The 21,167-nt window shown below is 67.8% G+C and carries 22 protein-coding genes; 15 read left to right on the forward strand and 7 right to left on the reverse strand.

Features of this window, described 5'->3' with window-relative positions:
* Positions 1 to 81 precede the first annotated feature (81 nt).
* Positions 82 to 2,265, forward strand: a complete 2,184-nt coding sequence (locus AC5Y6X_RS06065; RefSeq protein WP_499985296.1) for an acyl-CoA dehydrogenase family protein — start codon at positions 82 to 84, stop codon at positions 2,263 to 2,265.
* A gap of 75 nt (positions 2,266 to 2,340) precedes the next feature.
* On the opposite strand, the gene AC5Y6X_RS06070 is transcribed toward AC5Y6X_RS06065, so the two are convergent.
* Entirely contained in the window at positions 2,341 to 2,685 is a 345-nt protein-coding gene (locus tag AC5Y6X_RS06070) for a Zn-ribbon domain-containing OB-fold protein (protein WP_499985297.1), read from the reverse strand.
* Between the two features lie 65 nt (positions 2,686 to 2,750).
* On the opposite strand from AC5Y6X_RS06070, the gene AC5Y6X_RS06075 reads away from it, so the two are divergent.
* The 3 genes from AC5Y6X_RS06075 to AC5Y6X_RS06085 all read left to right on the forward strand — a co-directional run bounded on the left by AC5Y6X_RS06075 (position 2,751) and on the right by AC5Y6X_RS06085 (position 6,526).
* Positions 2,751 to 3,941: a thiolase family protein gene (locus AC5Y6X_RS06075; RefSeq protein WP_499985298.1), complete on the forward strand. Its 1,191-nt coding sequence runs from the start codon at positions 2,751 to 2,753 to the stop codon at positions 3,939 to 3,941.
* Positions 3,942 to 3,948: 7 nt separating this feature from the next.
* Positions 3,949 to 5,412 carry a FadR/GntR family transcriptional regulator gene (locus AC5Y6X_RS06080; RefSeq protein ID WP_499985300.1) on the forward strand — a complete coding sequence of 488 codons (1,464 nt, stop codon included), beginning with the start codon at positions 3,949 to 3,951 and terminating at the stop codon, positions 5,410 to 5,412.
* Between the two features lie 118 nt (positions 5,413 to 5,530).
* On the forward strand, positions 5,531 to 6,526 hold the full coding sequence (locus AC5Y6X_RS06085; RefSeq protein ID WP_499985301.1) for an anti-sigma factor RsbA family regulatory protein: 996 nt from the start codon (positions 5,531 to 5,533) through the stop codon (positions 6,524 to 6,526).
* A 15-nt stretch (positions 6,527 to 6,541) separates the two neighbouring features.
* Here the strand turns inward: AC5Y6X_RS06085 and AC5Y6X_RS06090 are convergent, their stop codons facing one another.
* Entirely contained in the window at positions 6,542 to 6,670 is a 129-nt protein-coding gene (locus tag AC5Y6X_RS06090; RefSeq protein WP_324681180.1) for a hypothetical protein, read from the reverse strand.
* Between the two features lie 244 nt (positions 6,671 to 6,914).
* Between AC5Y6X_RS06090 and AC5Y6X_RS06095 the strand changes: the two genes are divergently transcribed.
* Positions 6,915 to 7,064, forward strand: coding sequence for a hypothetical protein (locus tag AC5Y6X_RS06095; RefSeq protein ID WP_499985303.1), 150 nt, complete (start codon positions 6,915 to 6,917; stop codon positions 7,062 to 7,064).
* Positions 7,065 to 7,265: 201 nt separating this feature from the next.
* Positions 7,266 to 7,769: a homocitrate synthase gene (locus tag AC5Y6X_RS06100; RefSeq protein ID WP_499985305.1), complete on the forward strand. Its 504-nt coding sequence runs from the start codon at positions 7,266 to 7,268 to the stop codon at positions 7,767 to 7,769.
* A 25-nt stretch (positions 7,770 to 7,794) separates the two neighbouring features.
* Here AC5Y6X_RS06100 and AC5Y6X_RS06105 read toward each other — a convergent pair whose 3' ends face one another.
* The gene (locus AC5Y6X_RS06105; RefSeq protein WP_499985307.1) at positions 7,795 to 9,276 is read right to left on the reverse strand and encodes a cytochrome P450; all 1,482 of its coding nucleotides are present in this window, start codon (positions 9,274 to 9,276) and stop codon (positions 7,795 to 7,797) included.
* Between the two features lie 104 nt (positions 9,277 to 9,380).
* On the opposite strand from AC5Y6X_RS06105, the gene AC5Y6X_RS06110 reads away from it, so the two are divergent.
* The gene (locus tag AC5Y6X_RS06110) at positions 9,381 to 10,019 is read left to right on the forward strand and encodes a TetR/AcrR family transcriptional regulator (protein ID WP_499985308.1); all 639 of its coding nucleotides are present in this window, start codon (positions 9,381 to 9,383) and stop codon (positions 10,017 to 10,019) included.
* Between the two features lie 14 nt (positions 10,020 to 10,033).
* Positions 10,034 to 10,930: an SDR family oxidoreductase gene (locus tag AC5Y6X_RS06115; protein ID WP_499985309.1), complete on the forward strand. Its 897-nt coding sequence runs from the start codon at positions 10,034 to 10,036 to the stop codon at positions 10,928 to 10,930.
* On the opposite strand, the gene AC5Y6X_RS06120 is transcribed toward AC5Y6X_RS06115, so the two are convergent.
* A complete protein-coding gene (locus AC5Y6X_RS06120) occupies positions 10,892 to 11,929 on the reverse strand; it encodes a DNA polymerase IV (protein ID WP_499985311.1) in 1,038 nt (345 codons plus the stop codon). The two genes, AC5Y6X_RS06115 and AC5Y6X_RS06120, sit on opposite strands and share 39 nt — an antisense overlap.
* Entirely contained in the window at positions 11,926 to 12,534 is a 609-nt protein-coding gene (locus AC5Y6X_RS06125; RefSeq protein WP_499985313.1) for a TetR/AcrR family transcriptional regulator, read from the reverse strand. Before AC5Y6X_RS06125 ends, AC5Y6X_RS06120 begins: the two co-directional genes overlap by 4 nt.
* 91 nt (positions 12,535 to 12,625) lie before the next feature.
* Between AC5Y6X_RS06125 and AC5Y6X_RS06130 the strand changes: the two genes are divergently transcribed.
* The 6 genes from AC5Y6X_RS06130 (at position 12,626) to AC5Y6X_RS06155 (ending at position 19,030) form a co-directional block, all read left to right on the forward strand.
* Positions 12,626 to 13,183 carry an NAD(P)H-dependent oxidoreductase gene (locus tag AC5Y6X_RS06130; protein WP_499985315.1) on the forward strand — a complete coding sequence of 186 codons (558 nt, stop codon included), beginning with the start codon at positions 12,626 to 12,628 and terminating at the stop codon, positions 13,181 to 13,183.
* Between the two features lie 478 nt (positions 13,184 to 13,661).
* Positions 13,662 to 13,901, forward strand: coding sequence for a redoxin NrdH (locus tag AC5Y6X_RS06135; protein WP_324681188.1), 240 nt, complete (start codon positions 13,662 to 13,664; stop codon positions 13,899 to 13,901).
* 39 nt (positions 13,902 to 13,940) lie between these two features.
* A complete protein-coding gene (nrdI, locus tag AC5Y6X_RS06140; RefSeq protein WP_324681189.1) occupies positions 13,941 to 14,393 on the forward strand; it encodes a class Ib ribonucleoside-diphosphate reductase assembly flavoprotein NrdI in 453 nt (150 codons plus the stop codon).
* Positions 14,363 to 16,531 carry a class 1b ribonucleoside-diphosphate reductase subunit alpha gene (nrdE, locus tag AC5Y6X_RS06145; protein WP_499985316.1) on the forward strand — a complete coding sequence of 723 codons (2,169 nt, stop codon included), beginning with the start codon at positions 14,363 to 14,365 and terminating at the stop codon, positions 16,529 to 16,531. The genes nrdI and nrdE overlap by 31 nt, the downstream gene beginning before the upstream one ends.
* 117 nt (positions 16,532 to 16,648) lie before the next feature.
* Positions 16,649 to 17,377, forward strand: a complete 729-nt coding sequence (locus AC5Y6X_RS06150; RefSeq protein ID WP_499985317.1) for a TetR/AcrR family transcriptional regulator — start codon at positions 16,649 to 16,651, stop codon at positions 17,375 to 17,377.
* A 117-nt stretch (positions 17,378 to 17,494) separates the two neighbouring features.
* On the forward strand, positions 17,495 to 19,030 hold the full coding sequence (locus tag AC5Y6X_RS06155; protein ID WP_499986451.1) for a flavin-containing monooxygenase: 1,536 nt from the start codon (positions 17,495 to 17,497) through the stop codon (positions 19,028 to 19,030).
* On the opposite strand, the gene AC5Y6X_RS06160 is transcribed toward AC5Y6X_RS06155, so the two are convergent.
* Both AC5Y6X_RS06160 and AC5Y6X_RS06165 read right to left on the reverse strand, forming a co-directional pair.
* Entirely contained in the window at positions 18,998 to 19,558 is a 561-nt protein-coding gene (locus AC5Y6X_RS06160) for a TetR/AcrR family transcriptional regulator (RefSeq protein ID WP_499985319.1), read from the reverse strand. The genes AC5Y6X_RS06155 and AC5Y6X_RS06160 overlap by 33 nt on opposite strands.
* Positions 19,542 to 19,988, reverse strand: a complete 447-nt coding sequence (locus tag AC5Y6X_RS06165) for an SRPBCC family protein (RefSeq protein ID WP_499985320.1) — start codon at positions 19,986 to 19,988, stop codon at positions 19,542 to 19,544. Before AC5Y6X_RS06165 ends, AC5Y6X_RS06160 begins: the two co-directional genes overlap by 17 nt.
* Positions 19,989 to 20,131: 143 nt before the next feature.
* On the opposite strand from AC5Y6X_RS06165, the gene nrdF reads away from it, so the two are divergent.
* Positions 20,132 to 21,106: a class 1b ribonucleoside-diphosphate reductase subunit beta gene (nrdF, locus tag AC5Y6X_RS06170; RefSeq protein WP_324681195.1), complete on the forward strand. Its 975-nt coding sequence runs from the start codon at positions 20,132 to 20,134 to the stop codon at positions 21,104 to 21,106.
* Positions 21,107 to 21,167: the final 61 nt, after the last annotated feature.

Below are 21,167 nucleotides of genomic sequence, written 5' to 3' on the forward strand. Positions count from 1 at the left end.
CAATCAGTACACTCTTTAGGCAGCCGCCCCGTTCCCCCTCGGAACGGGGCAGGCAGCCAGCCCGCTAGCGAGGAGGGCCCCATGGGTATCGCACTGACCGACGACCATCGCGAACTCGCCGAGGTGGCCCGCGCGTTCCTCACTTCGCAGAAGGCGCGCTGGGCGGCGCGCTCGCTGCTCGACTCGCCGGACGAGAACCGGCCCGGGTTCTGGCAGGACATGGTCGAGCTGGGCTGGCTCGGCCTGCACGTCGACGAGGAACACGGCGGCTCGGGCTACGGGCTGCCCGAACTCGTGGTGGTGATCGAGGAACTCGGTCGCGCGGTTGCGCCGGGGCCGTTCGTGCCGACCGTGATCGCGTCGGCGGTGATCGCCAAAGACGGTGGCGCCGAGCAGAAGTCGCGGCTGCTGCCGGGGCTGATCGACGGGTCCCGCACCGCCGGCATCGGGCTGGACGGCCGGGTGCAGGTCAACGACGGGGTGGCTGACGGTGACGCCGGAATCGTGCTGGGCGCCGGGCTGGCCGACCTGTTGCTGATCGCCGCGGGTGACGACGTGCTGTTGTTGGACCGCGGCCGCGACGGCGTCTCGGTGGACGTGCCCGACAACCTGGATCCGACGCGACGTTCCGGACGGGTGCGCCTGGAGAACGTGAGCGTCGCCGCCGAGGACATCCTGCCGGGGGCGCGGGAGTCCGCGCTGGCCCGGGCGCGCACGCTGCTGGCCGCCGAGGCGGTGGGCGGGGCGTCGGACTGCGTCGACGCCGCCGTCGACTACGCCAAGGTCCGCCGGCAATTCGGCCGCACCATCGCGACTTTCCAAGCGGTGAAGCATCATTGCGCGAACATGTTGGTGGCCGTCGAATCGGCGACCGCGGCGGTGTGGGACGCCTCGCGCGCGGCGGCGGAGGACTCGTCGGAGGACGAGGCGCAGTTTCGCCTCATCGCCGCGGTGGCCGCGGCGCTGGCATTCCCGGCGTATGCGCGCAACGCCGAACTCAACATTCAGGTGCATGGCGGCATCGGCTTCACCTGGGAACACGACGCGCACCTGCATCTGCGCCGGGCGCTGGTGGACTCGGCGTTGTTCGGCGGCAGTGGCCCTCAGGCCCCGGCCGGCGACGTCTTCGATCGCACCGCGGCCGGCGCCGTCCGGGAAAACAGCCTGGACCTGCCGCCCGAGGCCGAGGAACTGCGCAAGCGCATCCGCGCCGACGCCGCCGAGATCGCCGCCCTGGACAAGGAGGCGCAGCGCGACAAGCTGATCGAGACCGGCTACGTGATGCCGCACTGGCCCAAGCCGTGGGGTCGCGCGGCCGACGCCGTGGAACAGTTGGTGATCGAGGAAGAGTTCCGCGCGGCGGGCATCAAGCGCCCCGACTACTCGATCACCGGGTGGGTGATCCTGACCCTGATCCAGCACGGAACCGATTGGCAGATCGAAAGATTCGTGGAGAAGGCGCTGCGTCAGGAAGAGGTCTGGTGCCAGCTGTTCTCCGAGCCCGAGGCCGGGTCGGACGCGGCCTCGGTGAAGACCCGCGCCACCCGGACCGACGGCGGCTGGAAGATCAACGGGCAGAAGGTGTGGACCAGCGGGGCGCAGCACTGCGCGCGCGGCCTGGCCACCGTGCGCACCGACCCCGACGCGCCCAAGCACGCCGGCATCACCACGGTGATCGTCGACATGAAGGCCCCGGGGGTCGAGGTGCGGCCGCTGCGGCAGATCACCGGCGGCTCGGAATTCAACGAGGTGTTCTTCAACGACGTGTTCGTCCCCGACGAGGACGTCGTCGGGGCGCCGAATTCCGGGTGGACGGTCGCGCGGGCGACCCTGGGCAACGAACGGGTCAGCATCGGCGGGAGCGGGTCGTACTACGAGGGCCTGGCGGCCAAGCTGGTGCAGCTGGCTCAGGCGTCGGATCGGTTGGCGGGCGCGCGAATCCGGGTCGGAAACTTCCTGGCCGACGATCACGCGCTGCGGCTGCTGAACCTGCGCCGCGCCGCCCGCAGCGTCGAGGGCGCGGGCCCGGGCCCGGAGGGCAACGTCACCAAGCTCAAGCTGGCCGAGCACATGATCGAGGGCGGCGCGATCTCGGCGGCGCTGCTGGGGCCCGAGGTCGCGCTGCTCGACGGGCCCGGCGCGGTGGTGGGCCGCATGATGATGGGCGCCCGCGGCATGGCGATCGCCGGCGGCACCTCGGAGGTGACCCGCAACCAGATCGCCGAGCGGATTCTCGGCATGCCGCGCGACCCCCTGATCAACTAGTTTTCGTTCGGCGAGCAGACGCAAAAGCCCCCATTCCGGCCGGAAATTGGGGGCTTATGCGTCTGCTCGCGCCACCTAGGCGGGCGCGAACAACGGCGCGCCGCCGGCGCCCTTCTCCGGCCGCGCCTCGACCGGCATCCCGCATTCGACCGAATCCGGTTCGCAGCCAACGATATTGGCTGCCACTCGCAGACCGCTCTGCTCGGCGAGCTCGACGATGGCGATCACGTAGGGAACCGGGATCTCCGGGTTGTACGGGTGGTAGTTGACGGTGTAGGTGAAAACCGTGCCGCGTCCGGAAACCGGCCGCGCCACCAGCGCGCCGCCGCATTGGTGGCATTGGCCGGCCGCGGGATGCACCCAGCGCGCGCAATTGTCGCAATGCTCGATAAGCAGCTGGGACGGGGACTCGGCTGGCACGCGCAATACAGTACACTCTATTGGTCCATTGCGTGCGGTGGGGTTTGGTCTGGCGGGCGGTGCAAATGTATTTCGAAAAAGACGCGATCTTGTCCGGCATCGGCATCTCGCGAATCGGCCGTCGCACCGGGATTCCGGGTTTCGACCTGACCATGGAGGCGGTGCGCGCGGCCATCGAGGACGCGGGGCTGCGGCCCGCCGACGTCGACGGGATCGCGACCCTCGGTGACACCCCGGCCGCGGAGGTCAACGCCGCGCTGGGTATCGAGGCGGCCGACTGCGGTTCCGGATTCGGCACCGGCGGCCTGCTGAGCCCGGTGATGTCGGCGTGCCGGGCGGTCGCCGAGCGTCGCGCCCACCACGTGGTGGTGTACCGGACCATCCAGATGCTGGGTGGCACGGTCCCGGTGAACAAGGAAGAAAACGCGCCCGCCCCGCCGCTCGCGCGCATGTTCGAGACCCCCGAGGGCGCCGAGCGCCCGGCGGTCGGCGCGATGGACGACGTCAACGATCTCGTTGCGGCCCAAGCTTATTCCGCGGCGAACTGGCTGGCGTTGAACTGCCGCCGGCACATGGAGCTGTACGGAACCACCAAGGAGCAGCTGGGCTGGCTGGCGCTCAACGGCAGGCGCAATGCCGCGCTGAATCCCCTTGCGGTGTACCGCGAACCGATGACGATGGCCGACTACCTGGGCGCGCGTCCGGTGTCGACGCCGTTCGGGCTGCTGGATTGCGATGTCCCCATCGACGGCTCGATCGCGGTGGTGGTGTCGAACGCGGAGTATGCCGGCGACTGCCCGCACCGCGCGGTGCGGGTGGAGGCGATCGGCGGATCCGACGGCGCCGGGGGGTGGTTCCACCGCGACGACTACCCCAAGATGGCCATGTCGGATGCCGCGGCGCAGATGTGGTCGCGCACCGACCTGAGGCCCACCGACGTCAAACTCGCCGAATTGTACGACGGCTTCACGTATCTCACCCTGGCGTGGCTGGAAGCCCTCGGGATATGCGGTGACGGGGAGGCCGGCCCGTTCGTCGAGGGCGGCGCGCGGATCGCCCTCGACGGTGCGCTGCCGCTGAACACCTACGGCGGCCAACTCTCGGCCGGGCGCATGCACGGCTACTGGGCGCTGCACGAGGGCTGCCTGCAATTGCGCGGCGAGGCGGGGGAGCGGCAGGTGTCGCGGCGCCCGGAGGTCGGCGTGGTTTCGGTGGGCGGTGGCCCGGTCGCGGGATGCATGCTGCTCACCTGTTGAGCCCCGGATGAGCAGCGCCCGGCCGGAGACGGCGGACAAGTTGGCCTCGATGATCGCCCGCGACATCGAGGCGGAGATCGTTCGCCGCGGCTGGCCCGTCGGCGAGTCGCTGGGCTCCGAACACGCTCTGCGGCAACGCTTTTGCGTGAGCCGGTCGGTGCTGCGGGAGGCCGTCCGGCTGGTGGAGCATCATCAGGTCGCTCGGATGCGGCGTGGGCCCAACGGCGGGCTGCTCGTGTGCGAGCCGGATGCGGGCCCGGCGACCCGCGCCGTCGTCATCTATCTCGAGTACCTGGGCACGACGCTGACCGACCTGCTCAACGCGCGCCTGGTGCTCGAGCCGTTGGCCGCCTCGCTTGCCGCGGAGCGGATCGACGAAGCTGGCATCGACCGGCTTCGGGCGGTTCTGCGCGCGGAGGAACAGTGGAGGCCGGGTTTGCCCACGCCGCGCGACGAATTCCACATCGCGCTCGCCGAACGGTCGAAAAACCCCGTCCTGCAACTGTTTATCGATGTCCTGATGAGGCTCACCACCCGCTACGCGCTGCAGTCGCGGGCCGACTCTGCGAGCGAGGCCGTCGAGGCGGTCGATCACATGCACAACGATCATTCCGAGATCGTCGCCGCCGTCACCGCCGGTGATTCCGCGCGGGCCAAGACGCTGTCCGAGCGGCACGTGGAAGCGGTGACCGCCTGGCTGCAGCGGCACCACCCCGGCGACGGGCTCAGCGGAAACGACCGGCACGCGAGCAGGGCGCGCAGGCGACTCGACCCCGAGGCGCCGCGCGGCAAGATGGCCGAGGTGCTTGCGGCCAACATCGGCGACGACATCGCCGCCGCCGGCTGGCGGATCGGTTCGGTCTTCGGGACCGAGACGGCGCTGCTGCAGCGCTACCGGGTGAGCCGCGCGGTGCTGCGCGAGGCGGTGCGGCTGCTCGAATTTCACTCGGTGGCCCGGATGCGCCGCGGGCCGGGGGGCGGGCTCGTCGTCACCCAACCGCACGCGCGGGCCAGCGTCGACACCATCGCGCTCTACCTGCAGTACCGCCAGCCGAGCCGCGAGGACCTGCGTTGCGTCCGCGACGCCATCGAGATCGACAACGTCGCCAAGGTCGTCAAGCGCCGCGGCGAATCCGCGGTCACGGCCTTCCTCGGCACCCGGCCGACGCTCGGCGAAAACCTGCGCACCGCCGACGAGGTGCGCAAGGCCACCGTCGAGGAATTCCGGTTCCACGTCGGGCTCGCGCAATTGGCCGGCAACGCGCTGCTGGACCTGTTCCTGCGGATCATCGTCGAGTTGTTCCGCCGGCACTGGTCCACCACCGGGCAGTCGCTGCCGACCGGTGCCGACGTCATCGCCGTCGACCGCGCGCACGTCCGGATTCTCGAGGCGATTTCCGCCGGGGACGACAGCCTGGCCCGCCATCGCATCCGGCGTCATCTCGATGCCGCCGCCTCCTGGTGGCTGTGATGGGGCCGCGTTCGGGCTGAACCCGCTTTGTGATCGATTACCTGCATAGCCGAGGCGGCTCCGGGGTACTGGGGTAGGTAGCGCGGCAGGACGGCCGGTCCAGCAGGGGGTTGGCATTGTGATGGAAAGCGGGAGCGCCGAGAAATTGAGCACGGGCACGGAATCCGAACATCAGGGCTTCGTTCACTCCGCGCTCCTCTATCACTCTCAGCGGGAGTACCTGGATTTGGTGGTGCGCTTCGTCGTCGAGGGGTTGGCGATGGGGGAACCGGTGCTCGTCGCCGTCCCCGGCGACACGATGGCGCTCGTGCACGACGAGCTGTGTGCCGGCGAGCGGGCGCCGGACGGATTGCACCTGGCCGACATCACCGCGGTCGCCCGCAATCCGAGTCGATTCATGACGGTGGCGGGCTCCTTCGTCGAGGAACACCCCGGCCGGCGGGTGCGCATTGTCAGCGAGGTTCTCTGGCCCGGCCGCACCGCGCACGAGCGGTTGGCCTGCGTGCAGCATGAGGCGCTGGTCAACGAGGCGTTCGACGGTCAGCAGGTGACGGGGCTGTGCCTCTACGACGCGAGCCGGCTGGACGACGACGTGCTGGCCGACGCCCGCGCAACCCACCCGATGCTGTGGAGCTGCGGTTCGCTGCGTCCCAGCGCCGAATACGCGCCCGATGACGTGCTCGCCCGTTGCAACCAGCCCCTGCCGGTCAACCCGGGGGCCGTCACCTACATGGTCCGCAAGTCAGCGGATCTGCGGCTGGCGCGGGCCTTCGCCGTCGATTACGCCGCCTGGGTCGGGCTGTCCCGGGACGGCACCGAGGACCTGCAATTGATCGCCACCGAACTGGCCAGCAACAGCTTGATGTACACCGACGGCGCGTGCCGGCTGGCCTTCTGGAAACACGACGAGCATCTGGTCTGTGAGGCGCGCGACAACGGACGCCTCGATGACCCGATGGTCGGCCGGCTGAACCCGGGGCCCAGCGGCCCCGCCAGCAGGGGGCTGTTTCTGGTGAACGCGATATCGGATCTGGTGCGCACGCACAGCACGACGACCGGCACCACGATTCAGGCGTATCTGCGATTCAACCCATCCCCGCGGCCGGCGGGATGAAGCGTGCGGCGGCCGTCAGCCGCCCAGCACCGTTGTGACCGGCGGTGCGAGCGTCGTCGTGCATCCCGTCGGTAGCAATACTGCGGCGACCACCCCAACGGTCAGGGCGGCGACTTTCAGAGTTTTCTTGCCCTTCGCCTTCATAGGTCGTGCCTTTCACCCGGGGTGCTAGTTCCCATAGGCGGCTAGCACCTGAGCAAGATGTTACGGCCTGTATTTGACGCAAGTAAACTAGCAATTCGGGCGTTTGGCCTGGCAGCGCGCGAATCCGCGAGCGCAAGAAATTTTTCGTCGGTTAAGTTTACATGTGTACAACAGTGGTTACCCCGTTGTGGCGCCAGCCGCAGGCTGGCCGTCTGTTCCCCTCGCAGATGGAAGGACCGTGTCGATGAGGACCATGAAGTCAGGAATCAAGACTGCCGCCGCGATCATGGCGCTGGGCGCAGCTTTGTTCGGCTTGACGGGATGTTCGGCGGCCACCGCCGGCGGCGGCACGGGCATCGGCACGGGCACCTGCGTGGGCACCATCTGCATCTGACGCGACGGGCTCCGCACCCGTCGACGCGCTGAAACGAAGTTGCACTATCGCTGCGCGAGATCTAATCTCGCGCTCGTGCGTCGTCTTCAGCGTGCCGTAGTAGCCAGCACCCGCAGCGGGGTCTGATTCCAGACCGACCCCCCGCTGTGGGTCGGAAGCTACTACGTCGGTCGCTCCTGCTGATCAGAGAAGACCGACCCAATGCCTGTTTCCGATTCAACTCGTTTGTCGGCGCGCCGATCTGGCGCCGACGCATGGTTCGGATGCCACTTCGGCGCGGCGCTGCCGCGGGGGCTGCGGGAGCAGGCGGAGGGCATGTCGTGGGAGGACTTCGTCGCGACCTACTGTCATGCGGCCGGCCCGGTGCGACTCGGGCACTGGGCGTGCACGGACGCCGAGCGGCCCGCCGGGCGGCTGGGCCCACAGGCACGCAACTTCCGGGCGATGATCGCCGTCGGCGACCGCATCGGCACCTCGACCGCCTCCGCCGTCGGGCCGATCGCCGCCCTCACCGCGATGCTGCACGAGCGCGGGATCACCGTCGAGACGCTGAAGTTCCATCAGCTGCGGTCCGGCGAACACACCGCCACCTTCGTCTGCGGCAGCAACGGGATTCGCTCCGAGTGGGCGATGGGCTGGGCCGAGCATCCGACGCAGTCGGCGCTGCGCGCGGTGATCGCCTGCGCCAACCGGTTATTCACCTAAACCCTGCTCGCGCAACCAAACGCAATTAGAGCGGGCGCAGCATGATCGGCATGCCGTCCTTCGGTATCGGCATGCCGCCGTAGTCCCAGGACGGCTGGTAGCCGGGCCGGGGCAGTTCCAGCCGGTAGCGGCGCAGCAGCCGGTGCAGGATCGTCTTGACCTCCAACCGCCCGAAGGTCATCCCGATGCACTTGTGCGCGCCGCCGCCGAACGGCGTGAACGCGTAGCGGTGCCGCTTGTGCTCGCTGCGCGGCTCGCAGAACCGCTCCGGGTCGAACTTCAACGGGTCGGTCCACAGCTCCGGCAGCCGGTGATTCATCCCGGGGTACGCAATCACGTTGGTGCCCTTGGGAATGTAGTAGCCGAGCAGGTCGGTGTCGCGCACGGTCTGGCGCATCGCCCATTGCACCGGAGTCACAATCCGAATCGACTCGTCCATCACCAGGTCCAGTGACTCCAGCTTCTCCAGCGACTCGATGTCGAGCGGCCCGTCGCCGAGGCGGTCGGATTCGTCGCGGCAGCGCTGCTGCCATTCCGGGTGCGCGGCCAGGTGGTAGGCCATCGTCGTCGCGGTCGACGTCGACGTGTCGTGCGCGGCCATCATCAGGAAGATCATGTGGTTGACGACGTCCTCGTCGGAGAACTTGTTGCCGTCCTCGTCCTCGGTCTCGCACAACACCGACAGCAGGTCGGTGCCGTTCTTCCCGCGTTGTTCGGCGACCCGCTCGCGGAAGTAGTTCTCCAGCAGTTCGCGCGCCTTGAGGCCGCGCCACCAGGTGAACGGAGGCACGCTGGTGCGGATGATCGCGTTGCCCGCGCGGGTGGTGACGGTGAACGCCCGGTTCACCTTGGTGACCAGCTCGCGGTCGGTGCCGGGCTCGTGGCCCATGAACACCATCGACGCGATGTCGAGGGTCAGCTCCTTCATGGCCGGGTAGAGCAGGAAGCGCGCGTCGTTGACCACCCAGTCGTCGGCCACCACCTGAGACACGACCCTGTCCATCTGCTCGACGTAGCTGACCAGCCGGGGCCGGACGAACGCCTCCTGCATGATCCGCCGGTGGAACATGTGCTCGTCGAAGTCGAGCAGCATGAGCCCGCGGTGGAAGAACGGCCCGATCACCGGGACCCAACCCTGCTGCGAGTAGTCCTTGTTGCGGTTGGAGTAGATGACCTGCGCCGCGTCCGGGCCGAGCGCGGCCACCCCCGGCAGCACCGGCGAGTCGCCGAACACCACCGGGCCCTTGGTCCGGTAGAGGAACAACAGATAGTCCGGCCCGCCGCGCAGCATCTCGATGATGTGCCCGATGACCGGCAACCCCGCATCGCCGAGCACCGGTTTCAGCCCGCTGCCCGGCGGCGGATCGGCGAGCTTGTGCTCGGGGAACTGCGTGTTCAGCAGCCGACGCTCCACCAGGCCCATGCCGGGAAAGTTGTTGATCGACGGGGTAAATCGGCGCCGCGCCTGGTCGAGCAGATAGTGCGGGGTGCTGATGGTGGCGGGCATGGACGCTCCTTTGCGACCCGGGACTGTGTAAGAAATATCCTTCGCGACAAACTTGACGGCTGTCAAGTTTTGGTCTTTGGTGGACGGGATGACAAGGTCAGACGATGGCAGCCGACCCCACACCCACCGCCCGGCGTAGCCGCGGCGACCTTCAGCGGGAGGCGATCGTCGGCGCGGTGCGGCAGTTGCTGCAAGAGGTTTCGTTCGCGGACCTGTCCGTCAGCACCATCAGCGAGCGGGCCCGCATCGCACGTTCCGGCTTCTACTTCTACTTCGACTCCAAGTACGACGTGCTCGCCTTCATCCTGGCCGAGGCAACGCATGAACTCGAGGAGCTCACGCAGTACTTTGCGCCGCGCGCACCCGGCGAGACGCCGGCGGCGTTCGCGAGGCGCATGGTCGGCAGCGCCGCCACGGTGTTCGCCCACAACGATCCGATCATGACCGCGTGCAACGACGCGCGGAACACCGACGCGAAGATCCGGGAGATCCTGGACGGCCAGATCGACATTGTGATCGGGCAGATCGTCAGCGTGGTCGACGACGAAATCGCCGCCGGCACAGCGCATCCGATCAGCGACGACGTGCCGGCCCTGGTCCGCATGCTCGGCGCGACCACGGCGATGATGCTGTCCGGCGACGTCACCTTTCTGGGGCCCGACCGGGACCGGGGGCGCGGCGTGCGGGTGCTCGAGCAGCTGTGGCTGAACTCGCTGTGGGGCGGGGGCCCCGCGACGGCCTAGGTATCGTCACGGCCATGGCACAGAGGGCGTATTACGCGGGGAAGCGGTGTCTGGTCACCGGCGCGGCGAGCGGCATCGGCCGCGCCACCGCATTGCGGCTGGCCGCGCAGGGCGCCGAACTCTATCTGACCGACCGCAACGCCGAGGGCCTGGAGCTCACCGCGGCCGACGCCCGCGCGCTGGGCGCGCGGGTGTCCGAGCACCGGGCGCTGGACATCGCCGACTACGACCAGGTGGCAGCGTTCGCCGCCGGCATCCACGCCGCGCACCCGAGCATGGATGTCGTGATGAACATCGCCGGGGTGTCGGCGTGGGGGACCGTCGACCGGCTGACCCACGAGCAGTGGAGCAAGATGGTCGCGATCAACCTGATGGGCCCGATCCACGTCATCGAGACGTTCGTCCCGCCGATGGTGGCCGCCGGCCGGGGCGGGCACCTGGTCAACGTGTCGTCGGCGGCCGGGCTGGTGGCGCTGCCCTGGCACGCTGCCTACAGCGCCAGCAAGTACGGGCTGCGCGGCCTGTCCGAGGTGCTGCGCTTCGACCTGGCCCGGCACCGCATCGGGGTGTCGGTCGTGGTGCCCGGCGCGGTGAAGACCCCGCTGGTCAACACCGTCGAGATCGCCGGCGTCGACCGCGAGGACCCCAATGTCAGCCGGTGGATCGACCGCTTCAGCGGCCACGCCGTGTCGCCGGAGAGGGCGGCCGAGAAGATCCTGGCCGGGGTCGCAAGGAACAGATACCTGATCTACACCTCGGCCGACATCCGGGCGCTGTACGCGTTCAAGCGGCTGGCGTGGTGGCCCTACAGCGTGGCGATGCGCCGGGTCAACGCGATCTTCACGCGCGCGCTGCGGCCCGCCCCGGTGCCCTCACGCCGGCATGACCAGCTCGAGGCGCACCCCGAGTAGCCGCACCGGCCGGTCGAGCTCGAACAGGTCAAGGACGCGCAGGGCGGCGGCGACGACGACGTCGGCGTCGGTGGTGGGCGCCGCCAGCTTGCGGATCTTGGTGCGGGTGTAGAACGTCGCGGTGCGCACCGTGACCGCCACGCGGGTGACGATCCGGCCCGCCGCCACCACCTCGCCGAGCGCTCGGCGCGCCAATTCGGTTACCGCCGAATCCATTTCGGCGCGATCGGTGAGATCGCGCGGAAACGTCACGACGTGGCTGCGGGAGCGCGGCACCCACGGCTCGGCGCTGACGTCGGCGTCGCCGCCGCCCTTTGCGAGCAGCAGCAGCCACAGGCCCGTGCGCGGGCCGAAGGTGGACGTCAGCAGCTCCGCGTCGCCGTGGGCGAGTTCGCGTACCGTCGTTATCCCCAGGGCCGCAAGCTTTTTCGCGGTCTTGGGCCCCACGCCCCACAGCGCGTCCACCGGGCGGTCGGCCATCACGTCCATCCAGTTCGCGTCGGTGAGCACGAAGATGCCGGCGGGTTTCGCGAAGCCGGTGGCGACCTTGGCCCGCTGCTTGTTGTCGCTGATGCCCACCGAGCACGACAGCCCTGTCTCGGAACCGATGACGGCCTGGATCTGCTCGGCGACCTCGGCGGGATCGGCGCCGTCGTCCGCCAGCCCGAGATAGGCCTCGTCCCAGCCCCACACCTCGACCGGGTGTCCCAGGTCGCGCAGCAATCCCATCACCCGGTCGGAGGCGGCGTCGTAGGCGGCGGGATCCGACGACAGGAACGTGGCGCCGGGACAGCGGCGGGCCGCGGTGCGCAGCGGCATGCCCGCGTGCACACCGAACTCGCGGGCCTCATACGACGCGCAGGTGACGACCTTGCGCGGTTCGGTCGGGTCGCCGCTGCCGCCGACGATGACCGGCAGCCCGGCCAGTTCGGGGTGCCGCCCCAGTTCCACCGACGCCAGGAACTGGTCGAGGTCGACGTGCAGGACCCAGTTTGTCATCGCCCACAGAGCTTGCGCGCCAGGCTTTCCCACGCGTCGCCCAGCGTCTCCAGGGTGTGGCCGCCGTCGCGCAGTTGATGCTCCACGTAATCCGCGTCCAGCAGGGCCAGCAGGGCGTCGGCCTGGGCGTCGAGGTCGCCGGTGGTCTGCGCCGCGGCCAGCAGCAGCCGCACGTGCGTACGCAACACCGCGGCCGGCGGGCCGTAGCGGGTGCGCGGGTCGCGGTTGGCCGCCGACAACAGCGCGTGGTGGGTGTGCACGAAGCGGATGCGCTCCCGGCCGAACGCCACCAGCCGATCCATCGGCGGAGCGTCGGGACCCAGCGGCGGCGGGCCGAACAGGAACGCCTGTTGGCTGGCCCGCTCGTCCTCGTCGAGCAGCACCATCATCAGGCCGGCCCGGCTGCCGAAGCGGCGGAAGACGGTGCCCTTGCCGACCCCGGCGGCCGCGGCGACGTCGTCCATGGTGACCGCGTCGGCGCCGCGCTGGGCGACCAGGCTGCGCGCCGCGTCCAGCAACAGCGCGCGATTGCGCGCCGCGTCGCCCCGTTCCTGCGGGGGCTGTCGGGGAGCGGACACCGGCAACTCGCGCAACCGCTCGCTCATGCCTGCACTTTAGTGCCTCAGGAATAAACCGGACCAGAGTCCGGTTCAGTCGTGCAAAGATGTAGACCAACGACCGAAGGGGAAACGGTACATGTCCGACATCAAAGTCTTGGCGCTCGTGGGCAGCCTGCGCTCGGCGTCGATCAACCGGAAGATCGCGGAGCTGGCGGCGGCGGTGGCGCCCGACGGCGTCGCGGTTGCGGTGTTCGAGGGGCTGGCGGAGCTGCCGTTCTACAACGAGGAGATCGACGACGCGATGACGCCCGGGGCCCCGGCGCTGGATTCGGTGGTCGCGTTGCGTGCCGCGGCAGCCGGCGCGGACGCCGCGCTGGTGGTCACCCCGGAGTACAACGGCAGCATCCCGGCGGTCATCAAGAACGCGATCGACTGGCTCTCGCGCCCGTTCGGCGACGGCGCGCTGAAGGGCAAGCCGCTGGCGGTGATCGGCGGCTCGTTCGGCCGCTACGGCGGGGTCTGGGCGCACGACGAAACCCGGAAGTCGTTCGGCATCGCCGGCGCCCGGGTGATCGAGGGGCTCAAACTGTCCGTCCCGTTCAAGACCCTGGAGGGCAGGGCCCCCGCGGACGACGCCGAGCTGTCGGCGAACGTGCGCGACGTAGTCGGCAAGCTGGCCGCCGAAGTCGGCTGAATTTAGCGGTATCCGACAGGCCGGTCTCCGGTGACCAGCGACGTTGGTCAACGGCTTTGCTGGCGGCGCGCTGGCGCGACGACCGCGCCCGCCGAAAACCAGGCGATGTCGGTGGCCGGTGCTATACCGATGCCCATGGGTGTCCGGGCGCGATTTGTGATCTGCGACACGCCGGGCGCGCGCCCGGGACAGGCCGCACGACCAGGGAATTTCAAAGTTGTTATTCAGAACATCTTGTATCTCGACATCTTGTCAGCCACTAGGTGTAGTGTTTCGAGCACCGGCAGATCCCAGAATCCCCAAGCTGGCCGGGCTTGGGGCGCCTCCCGGAATCGGTACCGCCAGGTCGTTCGGCCTGACATCCGCAGAACGGGAATCTGGGGCCCTGACGGGCCGCTGAAACACAGCGCAGATGTAGTACCCCCAGCAGTTGCCAGTCCGTAACAAGTTCCCGACCTTCCGCAAAGGAGCGGCATCCATGAGCGTCACCGTGTACACCAAGCCGGCATGCGTCCAGTGCAGCGCCACCTTCAAGGCGCTGGACAAGCAGGGCATCGCCTACGAGAAGGTCGACATCACCCTGGACGCCGAGTCGCGGGACTACGTGATGGCGCTGGGCTACCTGCAGGCCCCCGTGGTGGTGGCGGGCAACGACCACTGGTCGGGCTTCCGGCCGGACCGCATCAAGGCGCTCGCCGGGGCCGCGCTGAGCGCCTAGCGCAGCAGACGATCGGGCAAGTGAGGAGGTTGCGGTGCCATGGATAGCACGCAGCGCAACCTTGTGTATTTCTCGTCCGTGTCGGAGAACACCCACCGCTTCGTGCAGAAGCTGGGTGTTCCCGCCACGCGGATACCGCTGCATGGCCGCATCGAGGTCGACCAGCCGTACGTGCTGATACTGCCCACGTACGGCGGCGGCCGGGCCACGCCGAACATCAACGACGGCGGCTACGTGCCCAAACAGGTCATCGCCTTTTTGAACAACGAGCGCAACCGGTCGTTGATTCGCGGCGTCATCGCGGCGGGCAACAACAACTTCGGTGCCGAATTCGCCTACGCGGGCAACGTGGTCTCGCGCAAGTGCGGCGTTCCGTACCTCTACCGCTTCGAACTGATGGGAACCCCGGACGACGTGGATGCCGTCCGCGCCGGTCTCGCTGACTTCTGGAAGGAACAGACGTGCCACCAACCGTCGCTGCAGAGCCTGTAACCGCCGCCGGCGCCCACGCGTTGCCGGGTGAAACGGACTACCACGCGCTGAACGCGATGCTGAATCTGTATGACGCGGACGGCAAGATCCAGTTCGACAAGGACGTTCTCGCGGCGCGGCAGTACTTCCTGCAGCACGTCAACCAGAACACGGTGTTCTTCCACAACCAGGACGAGAAGCTCGACTACCTGATCCGCGAAAACTATTACGAGCGTGAGGTTCTCGACCAGTACTCACGCAACTTCGTCAAGTCGCTGCTGGACCGCGCCTACGCCAAGAAGTTCCGCTTCCCGACGTTTCTCGGTGCGTTCAAGTACTACACCTCCTACACGCTGAAGACGTTCGACGGCAAGCGCTACCTGGAGCGCTTCGAGGACCGCGTCGTGATGGTCGCGCTGACGCTGGCGGCCGGCGACACCGGCCTGGCCGAGAAGCTGGTCGACGAGATCATCGACGGCCGGTTCCAGCCGGCCACCCCGACGTTTCTGAATTCCGGGAAAAAGCAACGCGGCGAGCCGGTCTCGTGCTTCCTGCTTCGCATCGAGGACAACATGGAGTCCATCGGGCGATCGATCAACTCCGCGCTGCAGCTGTCCAAGCGCGGTGGGGGAGTTGCGTTGCTGCTCTCCAACATTCGCGAGCACGGCGCGCCAATCAAGAACATCGAGAACCAGTCGTCGGGCGTCATCCCCATCATGAAGCTGCTCGAGGACTCCTTCTCCTACGCCAACCAGCTGGGGGCGCGCCAGGGCGCCGGCGCGGTGTACCTGCACGCGCATCACCCCGACATCTACCGTTTCTTGGACACCAAGCGGGAGAACGCCGACGAGAAGATCCGGATCAAGACGCTCTCGCTCGGCGTGGTGATCCCCGACATCACCTTCGAGCTGGCCAAGAAGAACGAGGACATGTACCTGTTCTCGCCGTACGACGTCGAGCGGGTCTACGGGCTGCCGTTCGCCGACATCTCGGTGACCGAGAAGTACTACGAGATGGTCGACGACGCGCGCATCCGCAAGACCAAGATCAAGGCGCGCGAGTTCTTCCAGACGCTGGCCGAGCTGCAGTTCGAGTCGGGCTATCCGTACATCATGTTCGAGGACACCGTCAACCGGGCCAACCCGATCGACGGCAAGATCACCCACAGCAACCTGTGCTCGGAGATCCTGCAGGTGTCCACGCCGTCGGTGTTCAACGACGATTTGTCGTATGCCAAAGTGGGCAAGGACATTTCGTGCAACCTCGGGTCGCTCAACATCGCCAAGACGATGGACTCGCCCGACTTCGCCCAGACGATCGAGGTCGCGATCCGCGCGCTGACCGCCGTCAGCGACCAGACGCACATCACCTCGGTTCCCTCGATCGAGCAGGGCAACAACGATTCCCACGCGATCGGGCTCGGGCAGATGAACCTGCACGGCTACCTGGCCCGCGAGGGCATCTTCTACGGTTCCGAAGAGGGCGTCGACTTCACCAACATCTACTTCTACGCGGTGCTGTATCACGCGCTGCGCGCATCGAACCGCATCGCGATCGAACGCGGCACGCACTTCAAGGGTTTCGAGAAGTCCAAGTACGCCTCGGGGGAGTTCTTCGACAAGTACATCGACCAGGTGTGGGAGCCGGCGACCGAGAAGGTGCGTCAGCTGTTCGCCGACGCCGGCATCCGCATCCCCACCCAGGACGACTGGAAGCGGCTCAAGGAGTCGGTGCAGGCGCACGGCATCTACAACCAGAACCTGCAGGCGGTGCCGCCGACCGGCTCGATCTCCTACATCAACCACTCGACGTCGTCGATCCACCCGATCGTGTCGAAGGTCGAGATCCGCAAGGAGGGCAAGATCGGCCGGGTCTACTACCCGGCGCCCTACATGACGAACGACAACCTGGAGTACTACCAGGACGCCTACGAGATCGGTTACGAGAAGATCATCGACACCTATGCCGCGGCCACCCAGCACGTGGACCAGGGCCTGAGCCTGACGTTGTTCTTCAAGGACACCGCCACCACCCGCGACGTGAACAAGGCGCAGATCTACGCCTGGCGCAAGGGAATCAAGACGCTCTACTACATCCGGCTGCGTCAGCTGGCGCTGGAAGGCACCGAGGTGGAGGGCTGCGTCTCCTGCATGCTGTAATCCCTCGCGCCGAGCGTGAAGCTGCTGCGAATTCTCGGCGGGATCTTCGCAACCACTTCACGCTCGGTGACGTGAGGAACGCCAGGTCAACGACCGCTACGCGGTATGGTGCTTGACGTGGTCAGAATTCCCCGGCCCCACCCCGGCGTGAAGCCCGGGGCGAAGGTCGACGCGCGCAGCGAACGCTGGCGCGAGCACCGCAAGAAGGTGCGCGGCGAGATCGTCGAGGCGGCATTCCGCGCCATCGACCGCCTGGGGCCCGAGCTGAGCGTGCGGGAGATCGCCGAGGAGGCCGGCACCGCCAAGCCGAAGATCTACCGCCACTTCCACGACAAGTCCGACCTGTTCCAGGCGATCGGGGAGCGGCTGCGCGACATGCTGTGGGCGGCGATCTTCCCGTCGATCGACCTGAAGACCGATTCGGCCCGCGAGGTGATCCGGCGCGCCGTCGAGGAGTACGTCACCCTCGTCGACCAGCACCCGAACGTGCTGCGGGTGTTCATCCAGGGCCGGTCCGCCGCCAGCCCGCAGATCCTCGAGGAGGGCCGGGGTATCACGCTGGCCATGGCCGACATGTTCGACAACGAGCTGCGCGAGATGGAGCTGGACCACGCCGCGATCGAGCTGGCCGCGCACGCGGCCTTCGGATCGGCCGCGTCGGCCACCGAGTGGTGGCTGGGCCCCGACCCGGACAGCCCGCGACGCATGCCGCGCGAGCGGTTCGTCGCGCACCTGACCACCATCATGATGGGCGTCATCGTCGGCACCGCCGACACGCTCGGCATCAGGATGGATCCCGACCAGCCGATTCACAGCGCGCTGCCCAGCAACCCGGCCGCCAGCTGACCGCCCGCGGCGTTTGACATCGCCGCGGCCGTCGCTAACATTCGCCCTATCCGATACCCTGGGTACCGGGTACTTGCGTTGAGCCAACAGAAAGACCGATCCGCCGTGACCGATGCCATGACACAAGCCGAGCCGACACGACAGGCGCGCGAGCCGGTCCACACCCGCGTCGTCATCATCGGGACCGGGTTCTCCGGCCTGGGGATGGCCATCGAGCTGCAAAAGCAAAGCGTGGACTTCGTCATCCTGGAGAAGGCCAACGACATCGGCGGCACCTGGCGCGACAACACCTACCCCGGCTGCGCGTGTGACATCCCGTCGCACCTGTACTCGTTCTCCTTCGAACCCAAGCCGGACTGGAAGAACCCGTTCTCCTATCAGCCCGAGATTCAGGATTACCTCCAGGGGGTGACCGACAAGTACGGGCTGCGCCGCTTCATCGAGTTCAACTCCCTGGTCGATCGCGGCTACTGGGACGACGACGAGTACCGCTGGCACGTGTTCACCGCCGACGGGCGCGAATACGTCGCGCAGTTCCTGGTGTCGGGGGCCGGGGCGCTGCACATCCCGTCGTTCCCCGAGATCGAGGGTCGCGACGAATTCGCCGGTCCCGCTTTCCATTCCGCGGAGTGGGACCACAGCGTCGACCTGACCGGCAAGCGGGTGGCGATCATCGGGACGGGTGCCAGCGCGATCCAGATCGTGCCCGAGATCGTCGGGCAGGTCGCCGAACTGCAGCTCTACCAGCGCACCCCGCCGTGGGTGGTGCCGCGCTCCAACCCCGAGCTCCCGTCGGCGCTGCGGGCAGCCATGGAAAACGTCCCCGGGCTGCGGGCGGTCGTGCGCCTCGGGATCTACTGGGCGCAGGAGGCGCTGGCGTTCGGCATGACCAAGCGTCCCAACGCGCTGAGATTCATTGAGGCGTACTGCAAGTGGAACATCTGGCGCTCGGTGCGAGACCGCGAGCTGCGCCGCAAGCTGACCCCCAGGTACCGCATCGGGTGCAAGCGAATCCTGAACTCCTCCACCTACTATCGCGCGGTCGCGAACCCGAAGACCAAGCTGATCACCGACGGCATCACGCGCATCACGCGCGACGGGATCGTCACCGCCGACGGCACCGAACACCCGGTCGACGTGATCGTGTACGCCACCGGCTTCCACGTCACCGACTCCTACACCTACGTCCAGATCAAGGGGCAGCACGGCGAGGACCTGGTCGACCGCTGGAACCGCGAGGGCATCGGCGCGCATCGCGGGATCACCGTCGCCGACGTGCCCAACCTGTTCTTCCTGCTGGGCCCGAACACCGGGCTGGGCCACAACTCCGTCGTGTTCATGATCGAGTCCCAGATCCGCTACGTCGCCGACGCGATCGCCAAGTGCGACAAGATGGGCGCCCAGGCGCTGGCCCCGACCCGCGAGGCCCAGGACCGCTTCAACGACGAGCTGCAACGCAAGCTGGCCGGCTCGGTGTGGAACACGGGCGGCTGCAGCAGCTGGTACCTCGACGAGCACGGCAAGAACACCGTGCTCTGGGGCGGCTACACCTGGCAGTACTGGATGGCGACCCGCTCGGTCAAGCCCGAGGAGTACCAGTTCCTCGGGGTGGGCAAGGGCTCACGCCCCAAGCGGGAAGCGGTGCCCGCGTAGCAGATTCGCGAAGGCCTGCGCCGCCGCGTCCACGCCGGCTTCGTCGTCGGTGGCGACGAGATCCAGCAGCAGGCCGCGGATGACGGCGAGTCCGAGCCTCGCCGCGGCGGGGTCGAAGGGACCGTCGGCGACTTCCGCGGCTTCGGCGAGCCAGTCGTCGACGGCGCCGGGCACCATGCGGGCGAACGGCTTCTCGCCCTGGGCGGCGCGCGCGTAGCACTCGTAGAAGAGGCGTTCCAGGTTCCGCAGCTCCGGCCGGCGGACGTCGGCCCACATGGCGGCGAAGCTGTCGGCCGGGTCGGCGGGCAGGTCGGGCAGCAGGCCCATCTGCCGGCGCTCGACCTCCGCGACGATCTCCAGGAGCAGGTCCTCTCGAGAACCGAAGTGGTGCAACAGCATTCGGTGGCTGGTGCCCACCGCTGCGGCCACGTCGCGCAGGGACCGGTCGCCGATGCCGTTCGCGGCGAACTCCTCGATCAGGGCGTCGAGCAGCTGGCGGCGCCGTGACGAGTCAGGAGTGCGCGCCATCGGCGCGGCTGAGCCGCTCGGACCGGCCCTTGAGGCCCTGCGCCTCCAGCTCGAGGAAGCGCTTGGTCTTCCTGGTCATCAGCCGCCCCACGAGCGCACCGATCGGGCCGCGCTGGTCGATTTGCTGGCGCACCCGGGTGCCGCCGCCCGGCCGGGCCTCGACGTAGTGGCGCGCCGTCACCACCGCGGCGGGGGCGCGCTGCACCCACGTCCAGGACGAGCCCGGGTCGACCTCGGTGACCTTCCAGACCAGCTTCGGCATGCCGGGCTGCTTGATCGCGAACCGCCTGCCCACCGCGAGGGCGGGCCCGTCGAGCCCGGCCAGGGAGGTGACCGAGGCGGTCCACTCCGGCCAGTGCTCGACGTCGCTGAACACATCCCACACCAGCTGCGGCGGGGCGTCGATCTCGATGGAATCTTCGGTAAACATGTACCAAATGGTACATCGGCTGCGCGGTTTTGCCTACGACACGACGAACACAAGTTGTTGTGTTGCGGCGCCTTGTCGTACCCCAGGGGTAGTGTTTGAAGCCTGGGTACCGCAGGCAAACCGTCCGGTGAAGTGGGGTTCTGGTGAGCGACAAAATCAAGCTGATTGACCGCGTCTCCGCGATCAACTGGAACCGGCTGCAAGACGAAAAAGACGCCGAGGTGTGGGATCGGCTGACCGGTAATTTCTGGCTGCCCGAGAAGGTGCCGGTGTCCAACGACATCCCGTCCTGGGGCACGCTGACGGCCCACGAAAAGCAGATGACGATGCGGGTGTTCACCGGCCTGACGCTGCTGGACACCATCCAGGGCACGGTCGGGGCGGTCAGCCTGATTCCCGACGCGCTGACCCCGCACGAGGAGGCCGTCTACACCAACATCGCGTTCATGGAGTCGGTGCACGCGCGCAGCTACAGCAACATCTTCTCGACGCTGTGCTCGACGGCCGAGATCGACGACGCGTTTCGCTGGTCGGAGGAGAACCCCAACCTGCAGCGCAAGGCCGAGATCGTCATGCAGTACTACAAGGGCGACGAGCCGCTCAAGCGCAAGGTGGCCTCCACGCTGCTGGAAAGCTTCCTGTTCTACTCCGGGTTCTACCTGCCGATGTACTGGTCGAGCCGGGCCAAGCTGACCAACACCGCGGACATGATCCGGCTGATCATCCGCGACGAGGCCGTGCACGGCTACTACATCGGCTACAAGTTCCAGCGTGGCCTGGCGCTGGCCGACGAGGTCAAGCGCGCCGAAATCAAGGACTACACCTACGAATTGCTCTTCGAGCTCTACGACAACGAGGTGGAATACACCCAGGATCTCTACGACGAGGTCGGGCTGACCGAGGACGTCAAGAAGTTCTTGCGCTACAACGCCAACAAGGCGTTGATGAACCTCGGCTACGAGGCGCTGTTCCCCCGCGACGAGACCGACGTGAACCCGGCGATCCTGTCCGCGCTGTCACCCAACGCCGACGAGAACCACGACTTCTTCTCCGGCTCGGGCTCGTCGTACGTGATCGGCAAGGCCGTCGTCACCGAGGACGAGGACTGGGACTTTTAAACCACAGGTCAGAGGGGTTAACCACACCTGAGCGGATTCGGGTACAAACCCTTCACCGGGA

This window comes from Mycobacterium sp. NGS26 (genome assembly GCF_059813025.1).